Here is a 22,705-nt window from a genome sequence, read left to right on the forward strand (position 1 = left end):
GAGAAAAAGCCCCTGATGTTTAATGCATCAGGGGATTTTTTTGGGGCGAAAATTCAACAAAAGAATCGCATTTGATGGTCGGCTTGACTCTATATCGGCTTTTATTTATATTATCTATATCATGTCAATGCCTGTAGATATAGAAACGCTTCTGAACAAGCAAAAAATTGAAAGCGAACGAATCGAGTTCAAGAAAGGTTGGAACCCGACTTCTATTTATCATTCTATTTGTGCGTTCGCTAACGATTTCGACAACCTTGGCGGAGGCTATATTCTCGTCGGTGTGGAACAAGACGAAAAAGGATTGGCAAAACGACCTATCGTGGGCATTGAAGTCGAAAAAATCGATGGAATATTGAAAGACATGGTTGGCTTCAACAACAAGATTGACCCCTACTACTTGCCGCGAACATCCGTCGAATCTATTGATGGAAAAAGCGTCATTGCTATTTGGGTGCCCAGTGGCGTAAATAGGCCTTACGCGGTTTCTACCGATGTTACGCTCAAAGGCAAATGCGATAAGGCTTACTATATCCGCTCAGGTACGAGTTCGATCGTAGCAAAAGGCGAATCGCTCGATCAGTTGCGAGATATGGCAAACCGCGTTCCTTTTGACGAACGTCCTAATCCGAACATTACTTTGGCAGACATTTCAATGGTGTTGCTTCGCGATTACCTAGCAAAGGTCAAAAGCAGATTGGAACAAGACCTTTTTACGCAGCCGCTCGAACGGACCCTTGAGCAGATGGACTTGATGACAGGACCGACCGAAAACAGGATGCTCAAGAATGTAGCCGCAATGATGTTCTGCGAACACCCTGAAAAATTTTTCAAGTACGCACAGACCGACATTGTTATTTTCCCAGAAGGGCGCATCAACGGGCCAGACAATTTCAGCGAAACAACCATTTACGGAAGCGTACCACAGCAGGTAAACGGAGCCTTGACCTATCTGAAGAACACGCTCATCCGCGAATATGTCATAAAGCAGAAAGATGTCCCCGAAAGCCTGCGTTTTTTCAACTATCCCATTCGAGCTTTGGAAGAAGCTGTCGTAAACGCACTTTACCACCGCGATTACCAGCAGTACGAACCGGTAGAAATTTCAATCGAACCCGAAGGAATTCACATCCTTAATTTCCCGGGACCAAACAGCACCATTCCCAAAGATGCCATTACTGCGGGCGACAGGCTTATTTCCAGACGTTACCGCAACCGTCGTCTTGGCGATTTCTTGAAGGAACTGGAATTGACCGAAGGGCGCTCGACCGGTATCCCGACCATCCAGCGCGAATTAAAAAAGAACGGCTCGCCACGAGCAATCATCGAGACTAATGACGAACGCGACTATATCAACCTGTTCATCCCTGTCCACGAAGGCTGCGGTGACACCGTGGTGCTGAATATGTCCGAAAGTTCACCAAAAAGTTCACCAAAAAGTTCACCAAAGAAACGCTCTAAAACATCGCTTGAAATAGAAAAAATTTTGAGGAAGAATCCTGAGTTGACAACAGAACAGATTGCGAGGTTACTAGGAATTACCAAAAGAGCTGTGTTGAAAAATTTAGCGAATATGAAAAATATCGTAGTTCACCAAGGACCATCCAATGGAGGCTTCTGGGAATTTCTGGATGAAAGATGAATTGTGCGAAAAATAGGATTTCTAGGAGTTCGCTTCCAACATTTGCCGTTTTTCCTCAGATTTTTTTAACACTTCGTCTAATGTGAAATCTTCTTTGCTGAAGAAAAATGTGTTTGTGCCTAAATCTTTCAGAGATGCGCCAAAATGGTAAGCTATATTGTCTATGAATAGGAACCGGTCGTGCATGCCGTAACTTGGTAGTATTTTTATAGGACAATCGGTGTATTGCGCATTATAAGTCGCCAAACAATATGCAGATGCAGACACTCATTCCTTCATAAAAGAAATGCGAATATACCATGTCAATGGTTTCATCGGCCCTCTTGAGAAAATTCCTTTTGGTGCTGTAGAGAATGGTATGTATCAAGAAATTGCGAAGGGTATGGAAACGGTCTGGGAAAAGCGTTTGAATCGCGATGAATCTGAAAAAGAAAAGTATCAAGAATTCTTGAAAAAAGCACAGAGAGTTTATTTCTTGGGTTTCTCTTATATTCCGGATAATCTTGATTCTATAGGGATTAATCGTGGTGCCGGAATCATTCAAGACGCAAAAGTCTATGCTACGGCCATGGGTTTGTCGTCTCAAAATCGCCTAAGGATTTCGTCGTATCTGGATCTCAAGGACTTTGAAAAAAGAAACGAACCAGAGCCAATGCCCGAAATAGAAGTTCACCGCACGCCTTTAATGACGGATGCTTGGTATCGACAGAAATATGAAGAAAAAGAAAGAATAGCGAAGGTGCAAGCGCAAATAAGTCGAAAGCACTACGAAAACAGAATCCTCAAGGATGCAAGTGCGGTTGACCTGATTCTTGATTATTATACAATTCCATAAAAGTGCAAATCAAAAAAGAAAACCTCGGTTCATTATCGAGGTTCTTCATTTTATCAATTAATTCGCCTTCGTCCAGAATAACACTTTGCGTTTTACAAATTCAAAAAGTTCCATTATAGCGAGGACAACGATGCCTGTCCATAAAATTCCGGCGACCATGTTGGGGTAATCGGAATAGTCCGCGTAAAATTGTACGAAATGCCCGAGTCCCGTATTTTCGCCGAAGAGTTCTGCTACGGTGAGCATGATGAACGAAAGCCCCATGCCTACGGAAAGCCCAGAAAATATGGACGGAAGGCTTGCGACAAACGCAATTCGCCACAAGTATTCAAACTTGCCAATGCCGATAATGGCGGCATTCCGCTTGTACTTTTCGGGAACGTCTGCGGCTCCTGCGGCGGTATTCAAGTAAATTGGCCAAAAGGCGGCAATGAAAATGATGAAAGTAGAGGACAAGTAAAATGTCGGCAAAATTGCAATCGCATAGGGAATATAGACGTTCGGTGGAATGGGTGCTGCGAACCGCGAAATGGGTTTGAGCATATTGCTAACCCACGGAACCGATCCTGAAACAATCCCGATGGAAATGCCAGCAACCGCAGCCGCGAAATAAGCAGGGACGAGCTTCAAAAGCGACGACCACGCACTGCGCAAAAGTTCCTCGCGAGAATTGAAAAGTGCCGTTGCAATCGCCTTGGGTGACGGGAACAAGTATTGGCTACTCCATTCCGGGCCGCAACTGATGAGAGTCCAGATTCCAAGCAAAAGCAGAAGAAAGAGTACTCCCGAAAATTTAGACAGATACTTTATAAAAATTCTCATATGCTTGCACCTCCCTGCACAACATGACCAAGTTTTTCAAGAATATCTTTGTGATAAGCCTCTTCGATGGCGGCAATCGTTTGTTGAACTTTTTCGTTGCGGAACCATTCGCTACGACTTTTCTTCACCGGAAAATCCAACGGAATATCAGCAATAATGCGGCCAGGAGTAGAACCCAGCACAATAATTCTGCTGCCAAGATAAACCGCTTCGCGGATGTCATGAGTTACGAATAAAGTTGTGATTGCGCGATCTTTGGAGCCGCGGCAAAGTTCAAGGACCAAATCCTGGAGACTTGCACGATTTATGGGGTCAAGAGCTCCGAAGGGTTCATCCAAAAGAAGGGCGTCTGCACCGACGCTCAACGCTCTAGCAATAGCACCGCGTTGACGCATGCCGCCCGAAAGTTCAAAGGGATATTTGTAAAGGCTCCCCGAAAGCCCCACCAAATTCAAATACTCTTCGGCCAAATGTTTTGCATAGTTGCTTTTTACTTTTTTCGTTTTTTTAATAGCAAGAGAAACATTCTTGAGAAGAGTAAGCCAAGGGAAAAGAGTATAGTCCTGAAAGACTACGCTCCTTTCCGAGGAAGGCTTTTCAATTTCTTTCCCATTCCAATATACATGCCCTTCACTTGGCTTCGTGAGGCCAGCGAGAAGGTTGAGCAAAGTGGTCTTGCCACTACCGCTTTCACCCAAAAGACAAACAAACTCTCCCTGATTTATTTTTAGATTGATGTCTTTTAAAATGGGTTTACCATCGTATGAAAATCCAAGATTAGTCGCTTCAAAACCACTTTGCTTTTGTTTCATGTTAATTTACCTTTAATTTCTGGACCTGAATATTTTTTCGGCTTGTGCGTAGAATTCAGATTTGGGATTTTGCTTACGCAGTTCTGCGAGGGCGTCACGGTAGTAGTTCGTGAGAACGTATTGAGAGACCTTCTTATCGGATTTGATGAATTCAGCATCCTTCAAGAAATCCCAGAAGAATTCGACACCTTTTACATTGGGGTCGGTATCCTGCGTGACGTATCCGCTGTAAAACGCCTTGTTCACGAGAGCCGTATCAAGCTTGATCCACTTGGCGATAATTTCCACGCTCTTTTGGTGGTCATTTGCAACAAGTTCTTCGGCTTCAATAAGCGACTTGACTAAACGTTTGTAAATGTCATCGCGACCTTCGAGTTTGCGGAGCGAGGCAATTAGACGGCAGCAGATGTGGCCGGGATTGATGTCCTTGCTGCGGAGCACTACGGAGAGGCCTGCTTCTTCGGCACGGAGGTCGTGCGGGCCCCAAGTAACGCCAGCATAAACGCTTCCGTTCTTTACGGCCTCGATAACTGCAGGCGGGTTCTTGAGTTCTACAATGGTGACATCCTTACGCCAATCGATACCTTCTTTCTTGAGACCTCCGCGGACAATGGCGTCAGCTGTTCCCAAGCGGATTGTAGCGATTTTCTTTCCCTTGAGGTCGCTCAACTTTTTGACAGAACCGGCATTTTCCTTGCGGGTAATTACAGCCTGGTCGCCACCCATGAGGCCGCCAATAACGCGAATATCAGCACCCTGCGAAACATGGATGAGCGGAGCGAGAGAACCAAATGCACCAGCGTCAAGCTTTCCCGCACGAACGGCAGCTATGCCATCGCCAGAATTCGAGAATTCCACCAATTCCACGTCAAGGCCATTTTTCTTGAAAATGCCCGCATCTTTTGCGATGAAGAATTTTCCCTGGCCCGTAGAAGAAAGGTAGCCGATGGATATTTTGTCAGCGGCCACGGCAGAGGTGACGCAGGCAAAAGCAAATAGAATCGCTGTAGCAATTCGAATGTGCAATTTATTAGCAATTTGAGTCTGAATCATTGTGAATTACTCCTTTATTAGAAACCGTAAGTTGCAGAAAGTTGGTAACGGTTCAAGTATGCTTCTTTTACCGTATTAGCAGTTCGGTAATCCGTCTGAACGTGAAGATATTCGAATCCAAGCGAGAATGCGCTTGTCAAGTTGTAGGTGGTATTTGCGAAAATGGAAAGGTTTTGTTCGCGTCCGCCTACTTTCTTGATGTCATCGCGATCCAATTTGTCAAACCCGGCACCTACATTAAATGCTAGTTCTTGAATAAACTTCGTCTGCAATGCGACCCAACCACCAACAGCTCCAATGCTTTTCACGCTTTTGGGATTTTCTTTATCGGAAACAAATCCGCGTCCAATGCCGGCGGCGTACGTATCAAGGTTTGCACCGATGAACCATTCGCCAAGAAGCGTGACGGCAGAAACGATGGGGAGCGTCAAATCGACATTGACAGACCATGTGGGAATATCCTTGGTGCGACCAGTATCGTCAAGGTCAATTTCTTCTTGACCGTAGTGACCGGAAACTCCCAAGCCGAACTTTTTGTTTTCTACCCACAGAGGAACCGAAATGCCGATGCGTCCCTGGAACGTGGGAATATTTGCATCGACACCGGTCTCTGAGGCAGAAGAGGTGTTGTAAGGTTGATTTTCGCCGATAGTGCGAACAACAGCTGCCGCAATATCCAAGGAGCCTCCAGCAACAGGGATTTTTTCGGTGAGCCTCAGCTGAGCCCTGCGAAGGCCCGCGTCGCCCGAGTTGTTGAGAACGCCTGCGTTAAGCGTCGGAGTCACGAGCGGAGAAATCAAATCCCAAGTCTGGCCGCCCAAAATGGAGAAGCCGGAGTTGCCAAAAGAAATTTCGCCGTAGCCATGACGGAGGCGTGGGACAGGTGCGTTGCCGGAGCCGCCACCGTAGAAATCGACTTCGATTTTACCGTTTGCCTTGAAGAACGTAGAATCGCTACCGCTTGAAAGGTTGAGGCCGATTCGCGTCAAGTTCGGCGTGAAATGCCAGCCGCCATCATTTTTGTTGGTGAGGTCAGAGACGGCGACGAAGTTCGCAAAATTGCCGTTGTTGCTTTTGGAATCTTCGTAGGCGGCATTGAGAGATGCAAAACCGTAAAGGGTTGCAGTCACTCCAGATTTTGTCGTAACAGAAATGGGTTCTGCAGAAAAAGCCGAAATTGAAGATAAAAGAATAGCAGTTGCAGCTAATTTTTTCGTTGTGAAATTCATGGATAATCTCCTAATTTTTTGATATGAGTTTGGTAACCGCGCAGAGATTTATTCTGCGTGCTAATGGAATTGTGCGAGAGCCTTTCCAAAAAGGCTTCGGCTTAGTTATTGGAGAGATTGATGTTACAACACATATAGGTATCCTCGTGTTGATTTGTTAAAGGTTCGGAACACAATGTTCTCGATTTCGCTGCATAAATTAGAAAAGAAAAATCGATTTGTAAAATACTTTATTTTTATCACAAGATATAAGAAAATTGTTTACATATAAAGTATAGCTATACAAAACAAGCTCAAATAGCAGTAGCCTATACATGTACAATAGATTCCCGCCGGAGTTTATCATACGAGCATTATAAAAAAGGAGATACCCGATCAAGTCGGGCATGACATGCAAGGTGTTACAATGAAATTGATTGCATTTCCATGATTCCAAATAAGAAATGCCGGCTGAATAATTTTCAGTCGGCACTTTTGTTAATGTTGGTGAAGAAACTTTGAAATTACTTTCCGCCAACAGATGCGCTATAGATTTTTTCAAGCAAATTAAGCGCACCCTTATACCCAACAAAACTACGATTGATAATCAAAGTTTCGCTAGACGGAGGTGTAATTTCAAAGAACAAAGCGCCCTTATCGTTAGCAAGATTGATTTCCCAAGAAGAAGCAAGAATTAACGGCTTACCAGAAGAGAAATCAACTTCCTTAATTGCTTTTTCAATCAAGTAGCCATCTTCTTCGAATTCCACTTCAACATCGACACCTTCGCTGATGTTATGGAACGCCTCTTCAATTCCCTTGCGGAATTTCTGCGGAGGATCGTCCGTGATAATCGCCTTGCGCGGAATAAGGCCGATTTGGTCGGCAAGGAACTTGGTGTAGGCAAGCGTGTAAGCGGAATCAGCGGTAATTGCAAATTCGCTCGGCATACCATACCAGTATTCAGCGAAGAATTCGGAGAAATGTTCCAGGTAATAGTAATAGATACCGTTTTCTTGTTCAATGAACTTTTCGCTCTGTTCCTTATCGATTCCGGCAAAATCAACGACCTTGCGGATAAATGCAGCAGTCGCTTCGGCACCGATAGGAATTTCAGGAATATGGAGGAACGGCTGGCCGTATTTTTTCTCAAGGTGTTCAGCGTTTCTCACGCCAACCCACGGAGAAACCACCAAGTTGAACTGGGCTTCCGGAATGCGTAACCAGTCCTTGACACCATTATTTTCAGGTCCAAAGAGCACATTCACTTCAAAGCCTGCGCCACGGAGAATACGGGCAAGTTCCTGATAATCGCCACGCCAGTTCTGGTTGTAATACGGAACTTCAAACCAAAGGTTGACAAGGCCCTTCTTGCGTTCGCCCTTATAATCACCCACGAACTGATCGACAATGGCGTTCACCACTTCTTCGTGACCGAAAAGGTTATTGCCCTTGAAGCCTGCGGTATCCACAGCCACAATCGGGTAACCCAAATCACGATATTCATTCACCAAGCTCGGGACGTCATCACCAATGAGGCCGCCCACGCAACCCGTGAGAACAACATAGAGGTCGCCATCGAAAACTTTGAGCGTTGACTTAATCAACTGATCCAAAGTCTTGATGCCGCCGAACACGATGTCGTTTTCGGTAGAGTTTGCGCTCGGCATGTTACCGGCACCAGCAAAAATGCTGCCCTGGAAGCCGTTTTCAAAAGTGAGGAATGCGGTTTGCTTTAGCTGGCAACCCGGAGAGCAGTTGGCTATAGGAACTGCGCCCTTGATGCCGACAACCGTATTGGACGCACCAACTGCGCAAGAATAGCGGGGGTCCGAAATAGAATTGCTCTTTTTCTTTGTTTTAAGTGCTTCTGACATTTTCGAAATCTCCCTTATTATGCGTTTTCTGAATTAGATTCTTTGCCTTTGCTGAACTTGAGATTTCTCGGTTCAGGAAGGTCGTTAAGTGCTTCTGGGTGATGCGTCAAATAGAACGGATCGTCCTGAGCAAGCCACCAATCAGAATACGGGAGTTTTACATTACGCTTGAGAACTTGGTTAAACTTTGTACGTGAAAGAACGCCCTTGAGCATTTCACCAATGCGGAGAATACCTTGATAGCCCACCGGAATATGTTCGTCGCCCATGGTGAGGGTCGGGAATCCGAGGTGGCCAGCGACAGAAGCAAGGCCCGGATGGCGAATAAGCAAGAAGTCCGTCTTGGCACGCTTCAAAAGCTGCGGAAGCTGGAAGGCGCGAGTCTTACTTACAGTATAGTGCGGAATATCGCCGTAAGTTTCCACAAGTTCCTTCAAGGTGTCCTGATGCTTTCCAGCACCATCGTAAATGGGATCGTGATGGAAAACGAGAGCTGCATCATGGCCAATTCCAAGTTCCGAAAGAACGCTGATGAGGCCGTGTGCGTAAGCAGAACCCGTCATCACGATGCCGTTTTTGCCCTTGAAAAATTCGCGAAGTTCAGCAAGCTTCGGAGCGATACGCTTATGTTCGCTTTCGATGTATTCTTCGGCTTCTTTTTCCTTGCCCACCACTTTTGCAATGGCGCGGAGCCATTCGTCAGTACCCTTGATGCCGTAAGGCTGCGGAGCGTCGATTTGCGGAACACCGAAGGATTCTTCAAGTGCGGTGGCCATGTAGCCACCCAAAGTATCGCAGAAAGTAGCGGTTGCAACAGCTTCAGAAGCTTGGCGGATTTCATCGAAAGAAGCTGTATCCAAGAGGTAGTTGACGCGGAGCCCAAGCGGAGCAAGCATTTCAGAGAAATAGTCCGTTCCCCAAAGAGCAACAATATTGAGCAAGTCATTTTGCTTTTTGGTCGGATGGCGATTCACGATTTGACGGAGAACGCCATGGAATGCAATGTCGAAGCCCGTGGACCAATGCTTGGAACGGAAACCTTCGCAGTGGAGCGGAATTATAGGCACGCCAACTTCAGGTTCCATTTCTTCGGCGATGGAGTCGATGTCTTCGCCGATAATAGCGGTAGCACAAGCCATGCCAATGAAAATAGCCTTGGGATTGTAGCGTTCCTTTGCATCACGAATCGTTTGGCGAAGTTTTTCAGAAGCACCGAACACCATGTCCTGTTCTTTAAGGTTGGTGCTGATATTCAATGTGTTCTGCAACGGCTTTCCGCGACGCTTGAGGCCCACATGCATAGAAAGGTTGAATTTGGAGTTTTCGCCGCTGCAGCCGATCGGAGAATGGTCAATCAAAGCGCAGTCCGTGAGGTTGCCCACCTGGCACTGGACAATAGCGTTGGAGCACATGGTTTCTTGGTTGAGAGGAGATTGCAATTCGCAAAGCTTACAGCCGGCCCCCTTGCTTGCGCAGCCACCATGCTTTTTCGCACTGCGTTCGTCGTAGGCAGATTCCTTGATCAAGTCGCTCGCCTTGCCGTCCCAACCGATAATTGTACCCAGTCGATATTCGCGGTTTTCGACCGAGGTCATATTTAAATTGATATTAGTTGATGCCATAGAATTTTTACCTCCAGCCGGTTCGTGCTAAATGGAGTAGTCTTTTTCCATCATGCCGTAGTCAATGAGAATTTGTTCCAAACGGTCTTGCGTCATCGGAGTCGGGATGGTGAAGAGTTCGTTATTGTCGATGTTCTTCGTGAGTTCACGATAGACGTTAGCTTGGCTGCAATTCGGTTCGAAGTCAATCACGGTTTTCTTGCGGATTTCGGCCTGCTGCACGATGTTGTTGCGCGGCACATACTGGATGAGCTGCGTGTTGAGTTCCTTGGTGAATGCACGGAGCAAATCAAGTTCGTTATCGACGTTACGGCTGTTGCAGATGATACCGCCGAGGCGCACTTCGCCGCGTTCGGCATATTTTGCGATACCCTTACAAATGTTGTTTGCTGCGTAGAGTGCCATCATTTCGCCAGAAGCGACGATGTAGATTTCCTTGGCCTTGCCTTCACGAATCGGCATAGCGAAGCCACCGCACACCACGTCGCCCAACACATCATAGAACACGTAATCAAGATCTTCGGTATAAGCGCCGAGCTGTTCGAGCATGCTGATGGATGTAATGATGCCGCGGCCTGCACAACCCACACCCGGTTCCGGGCCACCGGATTCCACACAGCGAACGCCCTTGAAGCCGACCTTTTCAAGGTCAGAGAGTTGAATTTCGGTTTTGTTGTCGCGAATGGTATCGAGTACGGTTTTCTGATGGAGGCCGCCGAGCAGGAGTCGCGTAGAATCCGCTTTGGGGTCGCAACCAACGACGAGAACGTGTTTACCTTGTTCTACAAGTCCTGCGGTCAAGTTCTGTGTTGTAGTGGATTTGCCGATGCCGCCTTTTCCATAAATAGCGATTTGACGTAATTTTTTTGCCATAGAAGTGAGCCTCCTTAGATTTAAATAGTCTACAAAAATACTAGGGTTTGACCAATTTTAGAATACGCGTCAACTCTTTCCAATACTTTTTAAGCCCATTTCGTCTTAAAAATTCTTTTTTTTGACGTTGTTATAGATGCTTTTTATAATAGTATTCAGTGAAAACCTATTGCAGAGGTGAAAACGATGTTTTCACATAAATTAATTAAAGAGATTATGAGTCCTATCGCCTTTAGCTCTAGGATAACTGGTTCTAGGATGATGGTTTCTATGATGGAATCTATTTAAACGCCGGAGTATAATAGGGAAGATGATTATAGACAAAAACTATAAAACGTGCTAGAAATAATGTATTGGACAAAACTATAGCGGTCTTCTATATTTGATCGCGATGCTTAATATTCATACGGAAGAAAGAAATTTAGATTTTGACATCGTCAATGAGCGACGCCACACCCACTCGCTCAAATACGATTTTGCCGTAGAGTGCCGTGCTGTAAAAGCAGGCGAAGATCCATACGGCTTGCTCCCGCTATGGGTTGCCGACATGGATTTCAAGACATCTTCATTTATTCAAGACGCACTGATCGAAGTCGCGCAACATGGCATTTTTGGATATAGCGAACCCAAGAGCGACTATTTCGAGGCGATTCAAGATTTTTACCGCCGTCGCCATAATTACAACATTGAAGACTCCAAGTGGATTGTCAAAATACCCGGAGTCATGTTCGGTGTCGCTACAGCTATAAAGACTTTCTCGAACGAAAGCGATGCCGTGCTCATTCAAGAGCCCGTCTATATGCACTTCGCCGATGTCATCCGCAATAACAATCGAGTCGTCGTCAGCAATGATCTCGTCTATGGCGATGACGGTCGTTATCATATCGACTTCGAAGATTTCGAAAAAAAAATTTTAGAGAATAACATAAAACTATTCTTACTTTGTAGCCCGCATAATCCCGTTTGCCGCGTATGGACTCGCGAAGAACTTTCACGAATCGGAGAGATTTGTCTCAAGCACAATGTCATTGTCGTAAGCGATGAAATTCACAGTGATTTTATCTTTGAAGGGACGCACACCGTATTCGGTTCGATAAGCGAAGCTTTCGTCGACAATTCCATCATCGTCACTGCGCCAACAAAAACGTTCAACTTGGCAGGAGTTCAAATCGCAAACGCCATCATCAAAAACCAAAAGCTACGTCGTGCATTTCGCAAGCAAATCATCGCTACAGGTTACACCGACGTCAGCATACAAGGAATTGTATCCGCTCAGGCCGCATACAGCAAGGGCGAAGTTTGGCTAGATGCGCTCCTCAAATACATCAAAGGCAACATCGAATTTACAGATAAATTTATTAAAGAAAATTTAAAAGGAATCAAGCTTGTCCCCATGGAAGCAACCTACCTCGCATGGCTAGACTTTAACGGCACCGGACTTTCATCAGACGAAATCCAAGAACGCATCCGAAACAAGGCTCGACTGTGGCTCAACAACGGAATTCTTTTCGGCAAGACCGGAGAAGGGTTCCAGCGGCTCAACCTCGCTTGTCCCCGAAGTATTCTGGCAGAGGCTCTCAACAGATTAAAAACTGCGTTCGATTCATAATCAACGCACAACGAGAAGCCCTCAGGAAGCCTAGAATCCACCTGAGGGTTTCTTCTAATTTTAATATTCCTATAACACATATAGGATTTGACCGGAAAAATTTTTATATTTTCACAAAGTCGCAAAGTTCACATTAATTTTAGGGATTAAACAACCATGACATTACAACAATTACGCTACGCCATCGGAATCTCTAAAGTCGGTTCCTTCAACAAGGCCGCCGAATCTTTATTCATTTCCCAGCCTTCTTTGACGACAGCCATCCACGATCTCGAAGACGAAATCGGTATCACGATTTTCAACCGCACGAGTCGCGGAGTAACACTCACGCCGAAGGCGAAGAATTCATCGCACGTGCGAACGAACTCTATAACCATTACGAGTCCGTTTTGGAACGCTACAGCAAGGAAGAACAGAAGAAGAAGCGTTTCGCAGTTTCGACACAGCACTATTCTTTTGCCGTCAAATCCTTTGTGAACATGGCCAAAAAATTCAACATCGACGATTATGAATTCGCGATTCGCGAAACAAAGACAAAAGAAGTTATTGACGATGTGACAAGCCTCCGCAGTGAAATCGGCATTATCTACTTGAGCGACTTCAACCGCAAATACATTACGTATTTGCTCAAGGAACACGATCTCGTTTTCCAGAAATTAATTGATTGCAAAGCTTACGCCTACATGTGGAAAAACAATCCGCTTGCCAACAAGCCGTTTGTCAACCTCGAAGATCTTTCGCAATACCCGTGCCTTTCTTTTGAACAGGGTGAAAGCGGCAACTACTACTTCGCCGAAGAAATTTTAAGTACAAATGAGTATCACAAGACCATCAAAGCGAACGACCGCGCAACAATGCTGAATTTGATGGTAGGCCTCAACGGCTACACGCTTTGCTCCGGCATCATTAGCGAAGAAATCAACGGTTCCGATTACGTTGCCGTACCGTTCAAGGACGCGAAAGGCGAAGACGACCGTTCAATGGAAATCGGTTACATCGTGAAGAAAAACTTTATGCTCAGCACCATTTGCCGCATTTACATCCGCGAGATGGAAGAATATTTGAAGGAATATACCGCTCAGCATAATCCGAACACATAACCATTACGCATAATTCTGTTGTCACCACGCCCATCATCGATGGGCGTTTTTTATATAGAAATTTTCTATAACAACCCTTAAAAATAAAGTATTGGACAAACTCATAAACGCCTTCTATATTTGGCATCGAACAATGACAAGGAGGTATTTATGATAAACGGATTATTTTTTGGATCTATAACAGTTGTACTCGGCACCACCGTTTCGTTACTTTCATTTGTTTTGCTTCCTTTTTGCAAGCATATGGAAGGCGTCTTTATGCGATGCCATTACACCTCCATCGTTGACGGCTTTGTAGGTATTACAATTGCACTTGTCGGCATCGCTTATCTGTTGTGGCCAAAGGCTCATAAAGCTTTAACCTACGCCGTAATTGTTCTTGGAGTCATTACATCCCTAGTTCCTACAGTCATCGTGGGAGTTTGTTCGCATCCGCACATGCACTGTCATTCAATATCATCCCCAGTTCTTCAGCTGGTTGGAATCGTTATCGCACTCTTTAGCGTTGCAAACATTGCATTCTTGGCAAGTCGCAACTTTGATTCGGAGGATTTTACTAATGAAACATACAACGCTTAAAATTATATACACCAACTTTTGGAGCCACCCCGTTCGAAGCCTTGGCCTTGTAATTTTGACAGCCATCGCTTCGGCAACGCTTCTTTCCAGCGTCATTTTTTCAAAAAGCCTTGACGCCGGATTAGAACAGTTATCCTCACGCATGGGGGCAGACGTACTCATCGTTCCATACGGCGGCGAAGTCGAAGACCAGTCCATTCTTTTGCAAGGCGAATTGAGCCACCGCACGCTTCCTCGCGAAGTTTTAGAATTTACCCGAAAACAGCCGGGAGTGAGCGTTGCATCACCACAATTTTTCTTCACGACGCTGAGCGCAAGCTGCTGCGATAAAAAAGTCAACATCATCGGATTCGATTCCAAAACAGATTTTACCATCAAGCCATGGATTCGCAAAACATACAAGAACGAATTCAAGCCAGGTTACGTCATCGCCGGGAGCGATATTGAAGTCGAAAAAAGTGGAAAAATTAAGTTCTTCGACAAAGAATTTACAGTTGTCGGAACGCTTGAACCGCTCGGCAACAAGCTAGACCAAGCGATATTCGCGGACATCGAAACAATCGAATTGCTCCGCCTAGCCGCCGCTAGCAAGGGTTACAATTTTTCTTCCGAAGGGGAACCTTCCACAATTCTTGCAAACCTCGAAAAAGGAGCCGACTTCGAAAAAATTTCGCAAGCTATTCACGAACAATTCAGCGACTTGCAAGTCATTTCACGCAGGAACATATTCGATAGCTTTATCACGACGGCAAAATCCTTTAAAATCGCAGTCTGGATTATCGCTGGATTTTTCTTGATTGTCGTGATCGCCGCAGTCTCTATCGCATTCTCGGTTTCAACAAACGAACGCAAGCGCGAATTTGCGACACTTCTCATCATCGGGGCGACACGTAAAAAGCTTACGGGCATTGTCCTTGGAGAATCGCTAATCGCAAGCGGTAGCGGAGCTTTTGCGGGAACGCTTTTCGGTGCTGTCGCCATCGTCTCGTTCCGCTTTTTAATACAAGAGAACTTGCAAATTCCCTTCACGCTCCCCAACACATCTGCCATACTCTTAACGATTATCGGAGCATTGTTCATCCCCGCCATTGCAGGCATAGGAGCATCATACCGTATCGCCAAAAAAGTCGAAAGAATTGATGTCTATACGGCATTAAAGGAGGACGCCTAATGATACTTAACGGAAACAACATAACAAAAGAATACACACGACGCGGACTAAAATTCAATGCAGTAAGCAATGCAGAATTCTTCGCATGGTCCGGCGATTTCACGGTCATCTTCGGAGAATCGGGAAGCGGCAAAAGTACACTATTGAACGCACTTGCTGGCGTTACTGCCCCCACATCCGGGACTGTCGAAATTGACGGGCAACTGATTTTTTCACTCAGCGACGAAGAACTCGCCCAACTGCGAAACGAGCGCATAGGTTACATTCCGCAAAATACAGCAAGCCTTTCCGCATTCACAGTCGCCGAAAACATTACCTTATCTTCAACTTTATACAACAAGAAAATTGATAAGGGCCACATCGGCGCACTACTGAACAAGCTTGGCATTGCACACTTGGCAAACGAATACCCGCAAAATTTGTCTGGCGGCGAATTGCGTCGTGTCGCCATCGCAAGGGCACTCGCCAACAAGCCTGACCTAATTATCGCAGATGAGCCGACCAGCAATCTCGACGAAGAAAACAGCCGCAAAGTCTATAGCCTTTTTGCAAGGCTTGCACGGACAGGAGTCTCAGTTGTCGTCGCTACGCACGACAAAAACGCTTTCGGCTACAGCAACCGCGTCTATCACATGAAAGCGGGAACGCTCGTGCCAGAAATCGGCGAATACGGCAATCTGTAAAATTTCTAACTTTTAAATTGTAAAAACAAGTATGCCATGCCCGACTAAGGTTGGAGAGTCGATATTTGAGCAATTATGAAACTTCTCATCATTTACTTTCTCGTCCTTGGATTCATTTGCGTCCGCGACTTATTCAAGGTCAAGAACTTTGACGATTACGTTGTTGCAGGCCGTAAGCAAAGTTCACCGTTCGTTTTCATGAGCCTCATGGCAACTGTCCTTGGAGCATCCGCAACGGTGGGCATTGCAGCACGTGCCGAAAGCATTGGTTTTGCCGCATTCTGGTGGCTCGGTGTTGGCGCTATTGGGTTCTGGTTTCAAGCCGCGTTCTTAAGCAAACCGGTTCACGACCTTGACGTACGAACTCTCCCCGAAATTGCAGAAAAGACCGTCGGGAAAACAGGAAGAAAGTTAGTCGCGTTCATCATCGCAGTCTCATGGATTGGAATTATCGCTGCACAATTCGCCGCAGTTGCCGGATTCATCGGGCTGGTATTAGGCCACGATGCAGGCACACAATCCGTTCTGATCACAGCAATCATCGTCATCGTCTATACGCTTTTAGGCGGGCAACTTTCAGTTGTTCGCACCGATGCACTGCAATTTGGAATTTTGACACTTGGATTTTTCGCTGCCGCAATTTACTTGTTCGGCGGATTTTCTGGGATCGAAAACGCGGCAGACAATCTCGCCGTCAACAGTTCGTCAGCAGGCAACGCAGGCCTCGCGACTTTCGGCAATTTCTCGCTATTAAACGAAAAATTCGGCTTCGCCGATTTAGCCATGATGCTATTCACCGTTGGTGGAGCGTACTTCCTCGGCCCCGACGTAATTTCAAGAAACCTCGTCGCCAAAGATTCTTCATCCGCACGAAAAGCCGTTATCGTCGGGAGTTTCGCCATCCTTGTCTTTAGCGTGGTTATCGTTCTGCTCGGCATGTGGGCTGCGACTTACTCGCCGGATGCCGCCTCCGGCTCTACCATGAATCCTTTGTTCCGCCTCGCCTCCGGCGTGCTCCCGCTTCCGCTTGCAGCGCTCCTATCCGTCGGACTTTTGTCTGCACTGCTTTCGTCAGCAGACACATGTCTCATCAACTCCGCAGCCATTTTCGGGAGCGACATTCTGAATACGCGCCGCATTTCCGTAGTCCGCCTGCTCGTTGTCGCCATCGGCATCATCGCGACCTACCTTGCGCTCCAGGGCAAAGATATCATCGGGCTTTTGACGATGGCCTATTCTGTCTATACGCCGGGAATTGTCGCCCCACTCGCCGTTGCGATTATCACCCATAAAAAGTTCAACATCAAGAAAAATCTTTGGTATGCAGGCGTTATCGTTGGCGGGCTCTTCGGGCTCATCCCCGCAATTCTTGCCTCCACCGCCAAAATTCAAAGCTCGGCCTATCTCCCCCACATTGGAATTGCAGTCTCGCTTGTGTTCGCGATTGCAAGTTTGAGAAAGAAATAACTGGATTCCGTCGATAATGCAGATACAAGAAATAATGGATTCCCTCCCTTCGGTCGAGAATGACAGCAGAGCCGAGTGATGCAGAAACATGCTTGCATGTTTCTATATCCAAGGCGAACAAGTCATGCGTAAACGCAATGACAGCTCCAGGATGACGAGCGTGCATAACACAAAAAAAGTCGCGAGGCATTAAACCTGCGACTTTTTAAATTTTAAATCAGACAAACAGAAACTATTCTTTCGTCTCCACAAAGTGGATAACATCCACTAAGGGGCAAAGCCCCCAAGTGTTGTATATCTCGTCTGTAGGAGCGCAGCACCGTTCTTTCGTCTAATATATAAATGTGCATATAGGCTTCCCACCTTCGACGGGAAGCCATGCTTTTCATCAATAGATGAAAAGCATCTCGCGATACTTCGGCAGGGGCCAGAGTTCGTCGGAGACAAGCTTTTCGAGGCCATCGACTTCCTTACGGAGGGCGGCAATCGCATCGACAATGCCTTCGTGGAGTCCATCTAGCGATTTTTCCATCACGCCAATCGCAGCAATCAAGCGGTTCATGCCTTCGCCAAGCGATTTCGCGTAACCGTCAAGTCCCGGGAATCCTTGATTCAAAGCCATTTCGTTTGTCTTGAGCGCATTGGAATAAGCTTCGACGACTTTCGGCAAGATAATGTTCTTTGCCATGTCGCGCGCGATTTCGCCTTCGATATGAATACGCTTGTGGTAATCTTCGCTGTTCACTTCGTAACGGGAAATCATTTCGGCACGGTTCATCACGCCATACTTTTCGAAGAGAGCGATGTTTTCTTCTTTCGTCAAAGCCTTGAGCGCTTCCATGGATGTGCGGATGTTCGGGAGGCCGCGCTTTTCCGCTTCCTTCACCCAGTCTTCGGTGTAGCCGTTTCCGTTGTACAAAATGCGCTTGTGTTCCTTCACAATCTTTTGCAAAATCTTTTGCAAGCCTGTGTGGAAATTCTTGTCGTCAAGCTTTTCGAGCTGTTCCGCAATCATGTCAAACGCTTCTGCGACAATCGTATTCAGAACAACGTTTGGTTCAGAGCAGCTTTGGCTAGAGCCTGGTGCGCGGAATTCAAACTTGTTCCCTGTAAACGCAAACGGAGATGTTCTGTTGCGGTCCGTAGCGTCACGCGGGAGCGGCGGCAACATATCGGAACCGAGCTTCATCGCGCCCGCTTGCTTGCTGGATTTCGGCACGCCTTGTTCGAGCTGTTCAATCACGTCTGTGAGCTGGTCGCCCAAGTAAATGGAGATAATCGCCGGAGGGGCTTCGTGAGCGCCGAGACGGTGGTCGTTACCGGCACCTGCACAAGTCATGCGGAGCAAATCAGCATGCGTATCGACGGCATACATGATGGCGCAAATCGCAGTGAGGAACACGGCATTCTGATGCGGGTCCTTACCCGGATTGAGCAAGTTGCCCTTACCGTAAGAAAGGCTCCAGTTGTTGTGCTTGCCAGAACCGTTCACGCCAGCAAACGGCTTTTCGTGCAACAAGCAAACGAGACCGTAGCGGTCCGCCACGTTGCGGAGCGTTTCCATCACGAGCATGTTATGGTCGCAAGCGAGGTTCACTTCTTCAAAGAGCGGAGCAAGCTCGAACTGAGCCGGAGCCACTTCGTTGTGGCGCGTCTTTGCCGGAATACCAAGCTTCCACAGTTCCTTTTCCACATCGTTCATAAAATTCAAGATGCGGCTCGGAATGCTGCCAAAGTAATGGTCATTCATTTGTTGGTGCTTTGCAGGAGTTGCACCGAAAATCGTGCGACCGGATTGATACAAGTCCGGGCGTTGCAGATAAAATCTTTTGTCGATGAGGAAGTATTCCTGTTCAGCGCCAAGCGTAACCGTCGTCTTTTTCGGGCCGGCCTTGAAGCAGGTCATGAGGCGGCGAGTCGATTTCGAAAGCGCTTGCAAACTACGGAGAAGCGGCGTTTTCTTGTCAAGAGCTTCACCCGTGTAGCTGCAGAAAGCGGTCGGGATGCAAAGAGTAGCCCCGTTGCCATGACGCTTGATAAACGCTGGAGAAGTCGGGTCCCAAGCGGTATAGCCGCGAGCCTCGAACGTAGAACGGAGTCCGCCGCTCGGGAAACTCGAGGCGTCCGGTTCACCGACAATCAAGTTCTTTCCGCTAAACGTCATAATGGCCTTGCCGCCAGACGGTTCAATAAAGCTGTCGTGCTTTTCGGCAGTAGAGCCGGTCAAAGGCTGGAACCAATGCGTAAAGTGTGTTGCTCCGCGATCCATAGCCCAGCGCTTCATAGCGTGCGCGACATCGCCAGCAATACTTGCATCCAGCGCGACACCTTCGTCAATCGTTGCAAGCAATTTCTCGCAGATATCCTTCGGGAGGTACGTGCGCATTGCATCGGCATTGAAAACATCTTCGCCATAAAAATCGACGTTCGCAGGAGCGGCAGGCATTACCGCGCTCACCGGCGCCGTTGCGATATCGTAAATGGCCTTGTTACGACTATTGTTCATTTTTTACCCTATAATGTCATCCCGGACTTGTTCCGGGATCGGTTGTAAAATTCGTTAACTGACCACGGAATTAATCCGGGGAGACAATGCGGCTAAAGGTTCGTCACAGTAGCAAAACACTGTCTTTTTGTTTTACGAACTACAAGTTAGCAATGGTTTTAGAGCGTTGCACTGTACAAAAGCGGTTTTTTTTCGTGCGTTTTATTACATTTTTGTAAAATTACACCATTATATTACATTTTTGTAAAACAAGAGCGCAATTTATTACTATATTAAACACGTTCATCTCTCCTAGAGCTGCGTTGGGTCGCCCCAAAACGGCCTGACGCAGCAATAGAGTTTTCCCCGATGTTGCAAAAACAAAATGGATATAGAAGCCCTTGAAAGCACGACTTTCGAAGCCATAGTCGAGAAAATTCAAAAAGTTCGCAAGCGAGGCGAACTTCTCGAAAGCATTCAAGGCATTTTAAAGCAGAATTTCAAATCCATCGAAATCGAGCACCAAATCGAGTGCAAAAAAATCCGCAACATCATCGAAGGCATCCCGGGCGAGCTCATCGGAAACACGCGTGAAATGCGCGACGTGAGCAAGCTCGTACGCCAAATCGCCCCGACTTCGGCGACGGTGCTTATCCGCGGCAAGGCTGGCACCGGCAAGGAATACGTCGCAAGGAGCATCCACGAACTGTCGGACCGTAAAGATTCTCCGTTTATAGCCCTCAACTGCGACGCCCTCACAGAAGGGACAAATTCGTTCGAAAGCGAACTTTTCGGTTTTGAACGCGGTGCGTTTACCGGAGCCATCAACCGCCACATCGGCAAGGCTGAACAAGCGAACGGCGGTACGCTGTTTCTAGACGAAATAGCGGACTTGTCCCTCACATCGCAAGTCAAGCTTTTGCAGTTTATTCAAGACCAACGTTTTAACCGCTTAGGAAGTAACATCGTCCAACACAGCAATGTACGCCTGATCGCAAGCACGGGCAAGAATCTCGAAGCCATGATGCAAAACGGAAAATTCCGCGAAGACCTTTACTACCGATTGAACATTTTCCAGATTTCGCTCCCCGAGCTTATACAACGTAAAACAGATATTCTGCTTTTGGCGGACCACTTCATCGAAAAGATGAACTTGAAATACGGCAAGAAAATTTTGCGGTTAAGCACGCCCGCTATCGACATGCTCATGAGTTACCATTGGCCAGGCAACGTACGAGAACTTGAAAACTGCATCGAGCACGCGTGCCTTGCGACAACAGACGTTTGCATCAACGCTTACGACTTGCCACCCACGCTGCAAACCGACGTAACATCAGGAACATCCGTGCTCCCCGAAGGCAACAGTCCGCTTGCAACACTGATGGACAGCTACGAACGCGAAATCCTAAGCGAAGCGCTCCGCCGCCACGACGGCAACATGAGTGCCGCAGGCCGCGACCTCTCCGTGAGTCCGCGCATGATGCTGTACAAAATAAGGCGGCTAGGAATAGCCGCCTCGAATTAGTCCAAAATTCAGTTAAAAACACATAGTAGATTTTAAAAAAAAAACACCAATAATTTAGGCATCATTCAAGTTTACGAACCATGCGCATGCCTTGGAAAGCCGGCTGTTTAAACGTTGCGTTAGTAATTATTGTATTGCGAGGAAGGCACATGTATTTAATCAAGTCTCGGCACGCTTTACCGGGATTATAAAAATTCAATACACTACAAGGAATCAACGCGACATACTCATTATCAAATTCTTCGTAATACTTTTCTTCTGCATTTCCATAAATGTCATACAAGCCATACTGATTAGGGGCATATTGTTTTACTGGATAAAGACCAGATTTTTTTTCGAAACAATGGATATCCGCATATTTTTTTAACGAATCCTCAATAAATTCGTTTCCCCAGGAAAAGACTTTTGATTGCCCAGCATTTTGAAGAATATACCATTCGTCATAGAAAGGAAGCCTATAGCCATTGGCCGATTTGTTATAGGAGCATTGAGTCAGTTTAGGACAATTCAGAATACTTTCAAGCCCGTCCTTTTTTGAGCGAAAACTCAAATAATAACGATAATAACGAGAAGGATAATCCAACACCTCTAATGAATCCGATGATGGATAATAATCCTCATTGAAACATAAAACAGATTCTTTTTCGTTAATTTTTTCTCCTTCTCGCAACCAAAGCGCATCTCGGACACGCAACTCAGTTTTATCTACAATTAAGTCGTAATTCATTTGAACCACGTATGAAGTATCTTTTAGATTTCTATCATAAGTATGTCCAACACCTTTATAAACGATGAATTTTTTTCCTTTGAGATTTACAATAGTCTGGTTTACAAGAATCCAGCTAGAGTCTGCATCAGTTAAATCGTTCAGATTTCGTGCATAAAGAACAAGAATACTCCTTGTATAAGGAGAGCCATCTACATAAAGACAATTCTTGGAATCCATTCGTGCAGAGCCGTTTACAATCCACATTCCATCACCCGTATTAAATTCTTTTTCAGGACAAAGTATCATTCCTTGATTCCAATCTACTTCGTACCATCTCTTATGGCCGCTAGATTTCGTTGGTTTTACAGATTTATAGGAACGCAACCCTGCAACAGGTTTCGCCTTCGAGGCTATATAATGCTTTTTAAAGCTTTTTTCTTTAAATACATTCTGCGCTTCACGCATATCGTGCAGATTGGATACACAATTGCCATTTGCATCAAAAACGCAAAAGTCATTACCAAAAGAAAAGGAAAGACAAACAGCAAATAGCAAAAATATTTTCTTCATAATCATCTCCAATCTAATTAGCAATGCGAACTAAGTAAACATGATGTTGATGCATTAATATTA

The 22,705-nt window shown here is 46.1% G+C and carries 17 protein-coding genes and 1 pseudogene; 9 read left to right on the forward strand and 9 right to left on the reverse strand.

All coding sequences use genetic code 11. The features are described 5' to 3' along the window. The first annotated feature begins 127 nt into the window (after positions 1-127). Together IKG78_RS09010 and IKG78_RS09015 are read left to right on the forward strand one after the other, a co-directional pair. On the forward strand, positions 128-1,642 hold the full coding sequence (locus tag IKG78_RS09010) for an RNA-binding domain-containing protein (RefSeq protein WP_290942527.1): 1,515 nt from the start codon (positions 128-130) through the stop codon (positions 1,640-1,642). Between the two features lie 358 nt (positions 1,643-2,000). Then, positions 2,001-2,477, forward strand: a complete 477-nt coding sequence (locus IKG78_RS09015) for a hypothetical protein (protein WP_290942529.1) — start codon at positions 2,001-2,003, stop codon at positions 2,475-2,477. 57 nt (positions 2,478-2,534) lie between these two features. On the opposite strand, the gene IKG78_RS09020 is transcribed toward IKG78_RS09015, so the two are convergent. The 7 genes from IKG78_RS09020 to nifH form a co-directional block, all read right to left on the reverse strand. Then, positions 2,535-3,299 (reverse strand): ABC transporter permease subunit, encoded by a 765-nt coding sequence (locus IKG78_RS09020; RefSeq protein ID WP_290942531.1) that lies wholly within the window; start codon positions 3,297-3,299, stop codon positions 2,535-2,537. Continuing rightward, the gene (locus IKG78_RS09025) at positions 3,296-4,111 is read right to left on the reverse strand and encodes an ABC transporter ATP-binding protein (protein ID WP_290942533.1); all 816 of its coding nucleotides are present in this window, start codon (positions 4,109-4,111) and stop codon (positions 3,296-3,298) included. Before IKG78_RS09025 ends, IKG78_RS09020 begins: the two co-directional genes overlap by 4 nt. Positions 4,112-4,123: 12 nt before the next feature. After that, positions 4,124-5,164 (reverse strand): ABC transporter substrate-binding protein, encoded by a 1,041-nt coding sequence (locus IKG78_RS09030; RefSeq protein ID WP_290942535.1) that lies wholly within the window; start codon positions 5,162-5,164, stop codon positions 4,124-4,126. A 17-nt stretch (positions 5,165-5,181) separates the two neighbouring features. Then, positions 5,182-6,393 carry a hypothetical protein gene (locus tag IKG78_RS09035; RefSeq protein ID WP_290942537.1) on the reverse strand — a complete coding sequence of 404 codons (1,212 nt, stop codon included), beginning with the start codon at positions 6,391-6,393 and terminating at the stop codon, positions 5,182-5,184. 503 nt (positions 6,394-6,896) lie between these two features. After that, a complete protein-coding gene (locus IKG78_RS09040) occupies positions 6,897-8,249 on the reverse strand; it encodes a nitrogenase component 1 (RefSeq protein WP_290942539.1) in 1,353 nt (450 codons plus the stop codon). Positions 8,250-8,266: 17 nt separating this feature from the next. After that, complete coding sequence (locus IKG78_RS09045; RefSeq protein ID WP_290942541.1) at positions 8,267-9,871, reverse strand: nitrogenase component 1; 1,605 nt, start codon at positions 9,869-9,871, stop codon at positions 8,267-8,269. Positions 9,872-9,898: 27 nt separating this feature from the next. Beyond that, positions 9,899-10,783: a nitrogenase iron protein gene (gene nifH / locus IKG78_RS09050; RefSeq protein WP_290942727.1), complete on the reverse strand. Its 885-nt coding sequence runs from the start codon at positions 10,781-10,783 to the stop codon at positions 9,899-9,901. Positions 10,784-11,135: 352 nt separating this feature from the next. Between nifH and IKG78_RS09055 the strand changes: the two genes are divergently transcribed. From IKG78_RS09055 to IKG78_RS09085, 6 genes and pseudogenes are all read left to right on the forward strand, one after another. Next, positions 11,136-12,353 carry a MalY/PatB family protein gene (locus tag IKG78_RS09055; RefSeq protein ID WP_290942543.1) on the forward strand — a complete coding sequence of 406 codons (1,218 nt, stop codon included), beginning with the start codon at positions 11,136-11,138 and terminating at the stop codon, positions 12,351-12,353. 156 nt (positions 12,354-12,509) lie between these two features. Then, positions 12,510-13,453: pseudogene (locus tag IKG78_RS09065) on the forward strand (LysR family transcriptional regulator). A gap of 150 nt (positions 13,454-13,603) precedes the next feature. After that, positions 13,604-14,032: a DUF4418 family protein gene (locus tag IKG78_RS09070; protein WP_290942549.1), complete on the forward strand. Its 429-nt coding sequence runs from the start codon at positions 13,604-13,606 to the stop codon at positions 14,030-14,032. Further along, a complete protein-coding gene (locus tag IKG78_RS09075; protein ID WP_290942551.1) occupies positions 14,013-15,203 on the forward strand; it encodes an ABC transporter permease in 1,191 nt (396 codons plus the stop codon). The genes IKG78_RS09070 and IKG78_RS09075 overlap by 20 nt, the downstream gene beginning before the upstream one ends. Continuing rightward, complete coding sequence (locus IKG78_RS09080; RefSeq protein WP_290942553.1) at positions 15,203-15,886, forward strand: ABC transporter ATP-binding protein; 684 nt, start codon at positions 15,203-15,205, stop codon at positions 15,884-15,886. The genes IKG78_RS09075 and IKG78_RS09080 overlap by 1 nt, the downstream gene beginning before the upstream one ends. 75 nt (positions 15,887-15,961) lie before the next feature. Then, positions 15,962-17,353, forward strand: coding sequence for a sodium:solute symporter family protein (locus tag IKG78_RS09085; protein WP_290942555.1), 1,392 nt, complete (start codon positions 15,962-15,964; stop codon positions 17,351-17,353). Positions 17,354-17,741: 388 nt separating this feature from the next. Here the strand turns inward: IKG78_RS09085 and IKG78_RS09090 are convergent, their stop codons facing one another. Beyond that, positions 17,742-19,799 carry a glutamine synthetase III gene (locus tag IKG78_RS09090; RefSeq protein WP_366075137.1) on the reverse strand — a complete coding sequence of 686 codons (2,058 nt, stop codon included), beginning with the start codon at positions 19,797-19,799 and terminating at the stop codon, positions 17,742-17,744. A gap of 424 nt (positions 19,800-20,223) precedes the next feature. Here IKG78_RS09090 and IKG78_RS09095 point away from each other — a divergent pair, with 424 nt between their 5' ends. Beyond that, positions 20,224-21,363, forward strand: coding sequence for a sigma-54 dependent transcriptional regulator (locus tag IKG78_RS09095; protein WP_290942561.1), 1,140 nt, complete (start codon positions 20,224-20,226; stop codon positions 21,361-21,363). Positions 21,364-21,424: 61 nt separating this feature from the next. Here the strand turns inward: IKG78_RS09095 and IKG78_RS09100 are convergent, their stop codons facing one another. After that, positions 21,425-22,642, reverse strand: coding sequence for an SUMF1/EgtB/PvdO family nonheme iron enzyme (locus IKG78_RS09100; protein WP_290942564.1), 1,218 nt, complete (start codon positions 22,640-22,642; stop codon positions 21,425-21,427). Positions 22,643-22,705 lie beyond the last annotated feature (63 nt).

Origin of the sequence: Fibrobacter sp. (assembly GCF_017545445.1) — a bacterium.
Lineage (GTDB): Bacteria > Fibrobacterota > Fibrobacteria > Fibrobacterales > Fibrobacteraceae > Fibrobacter.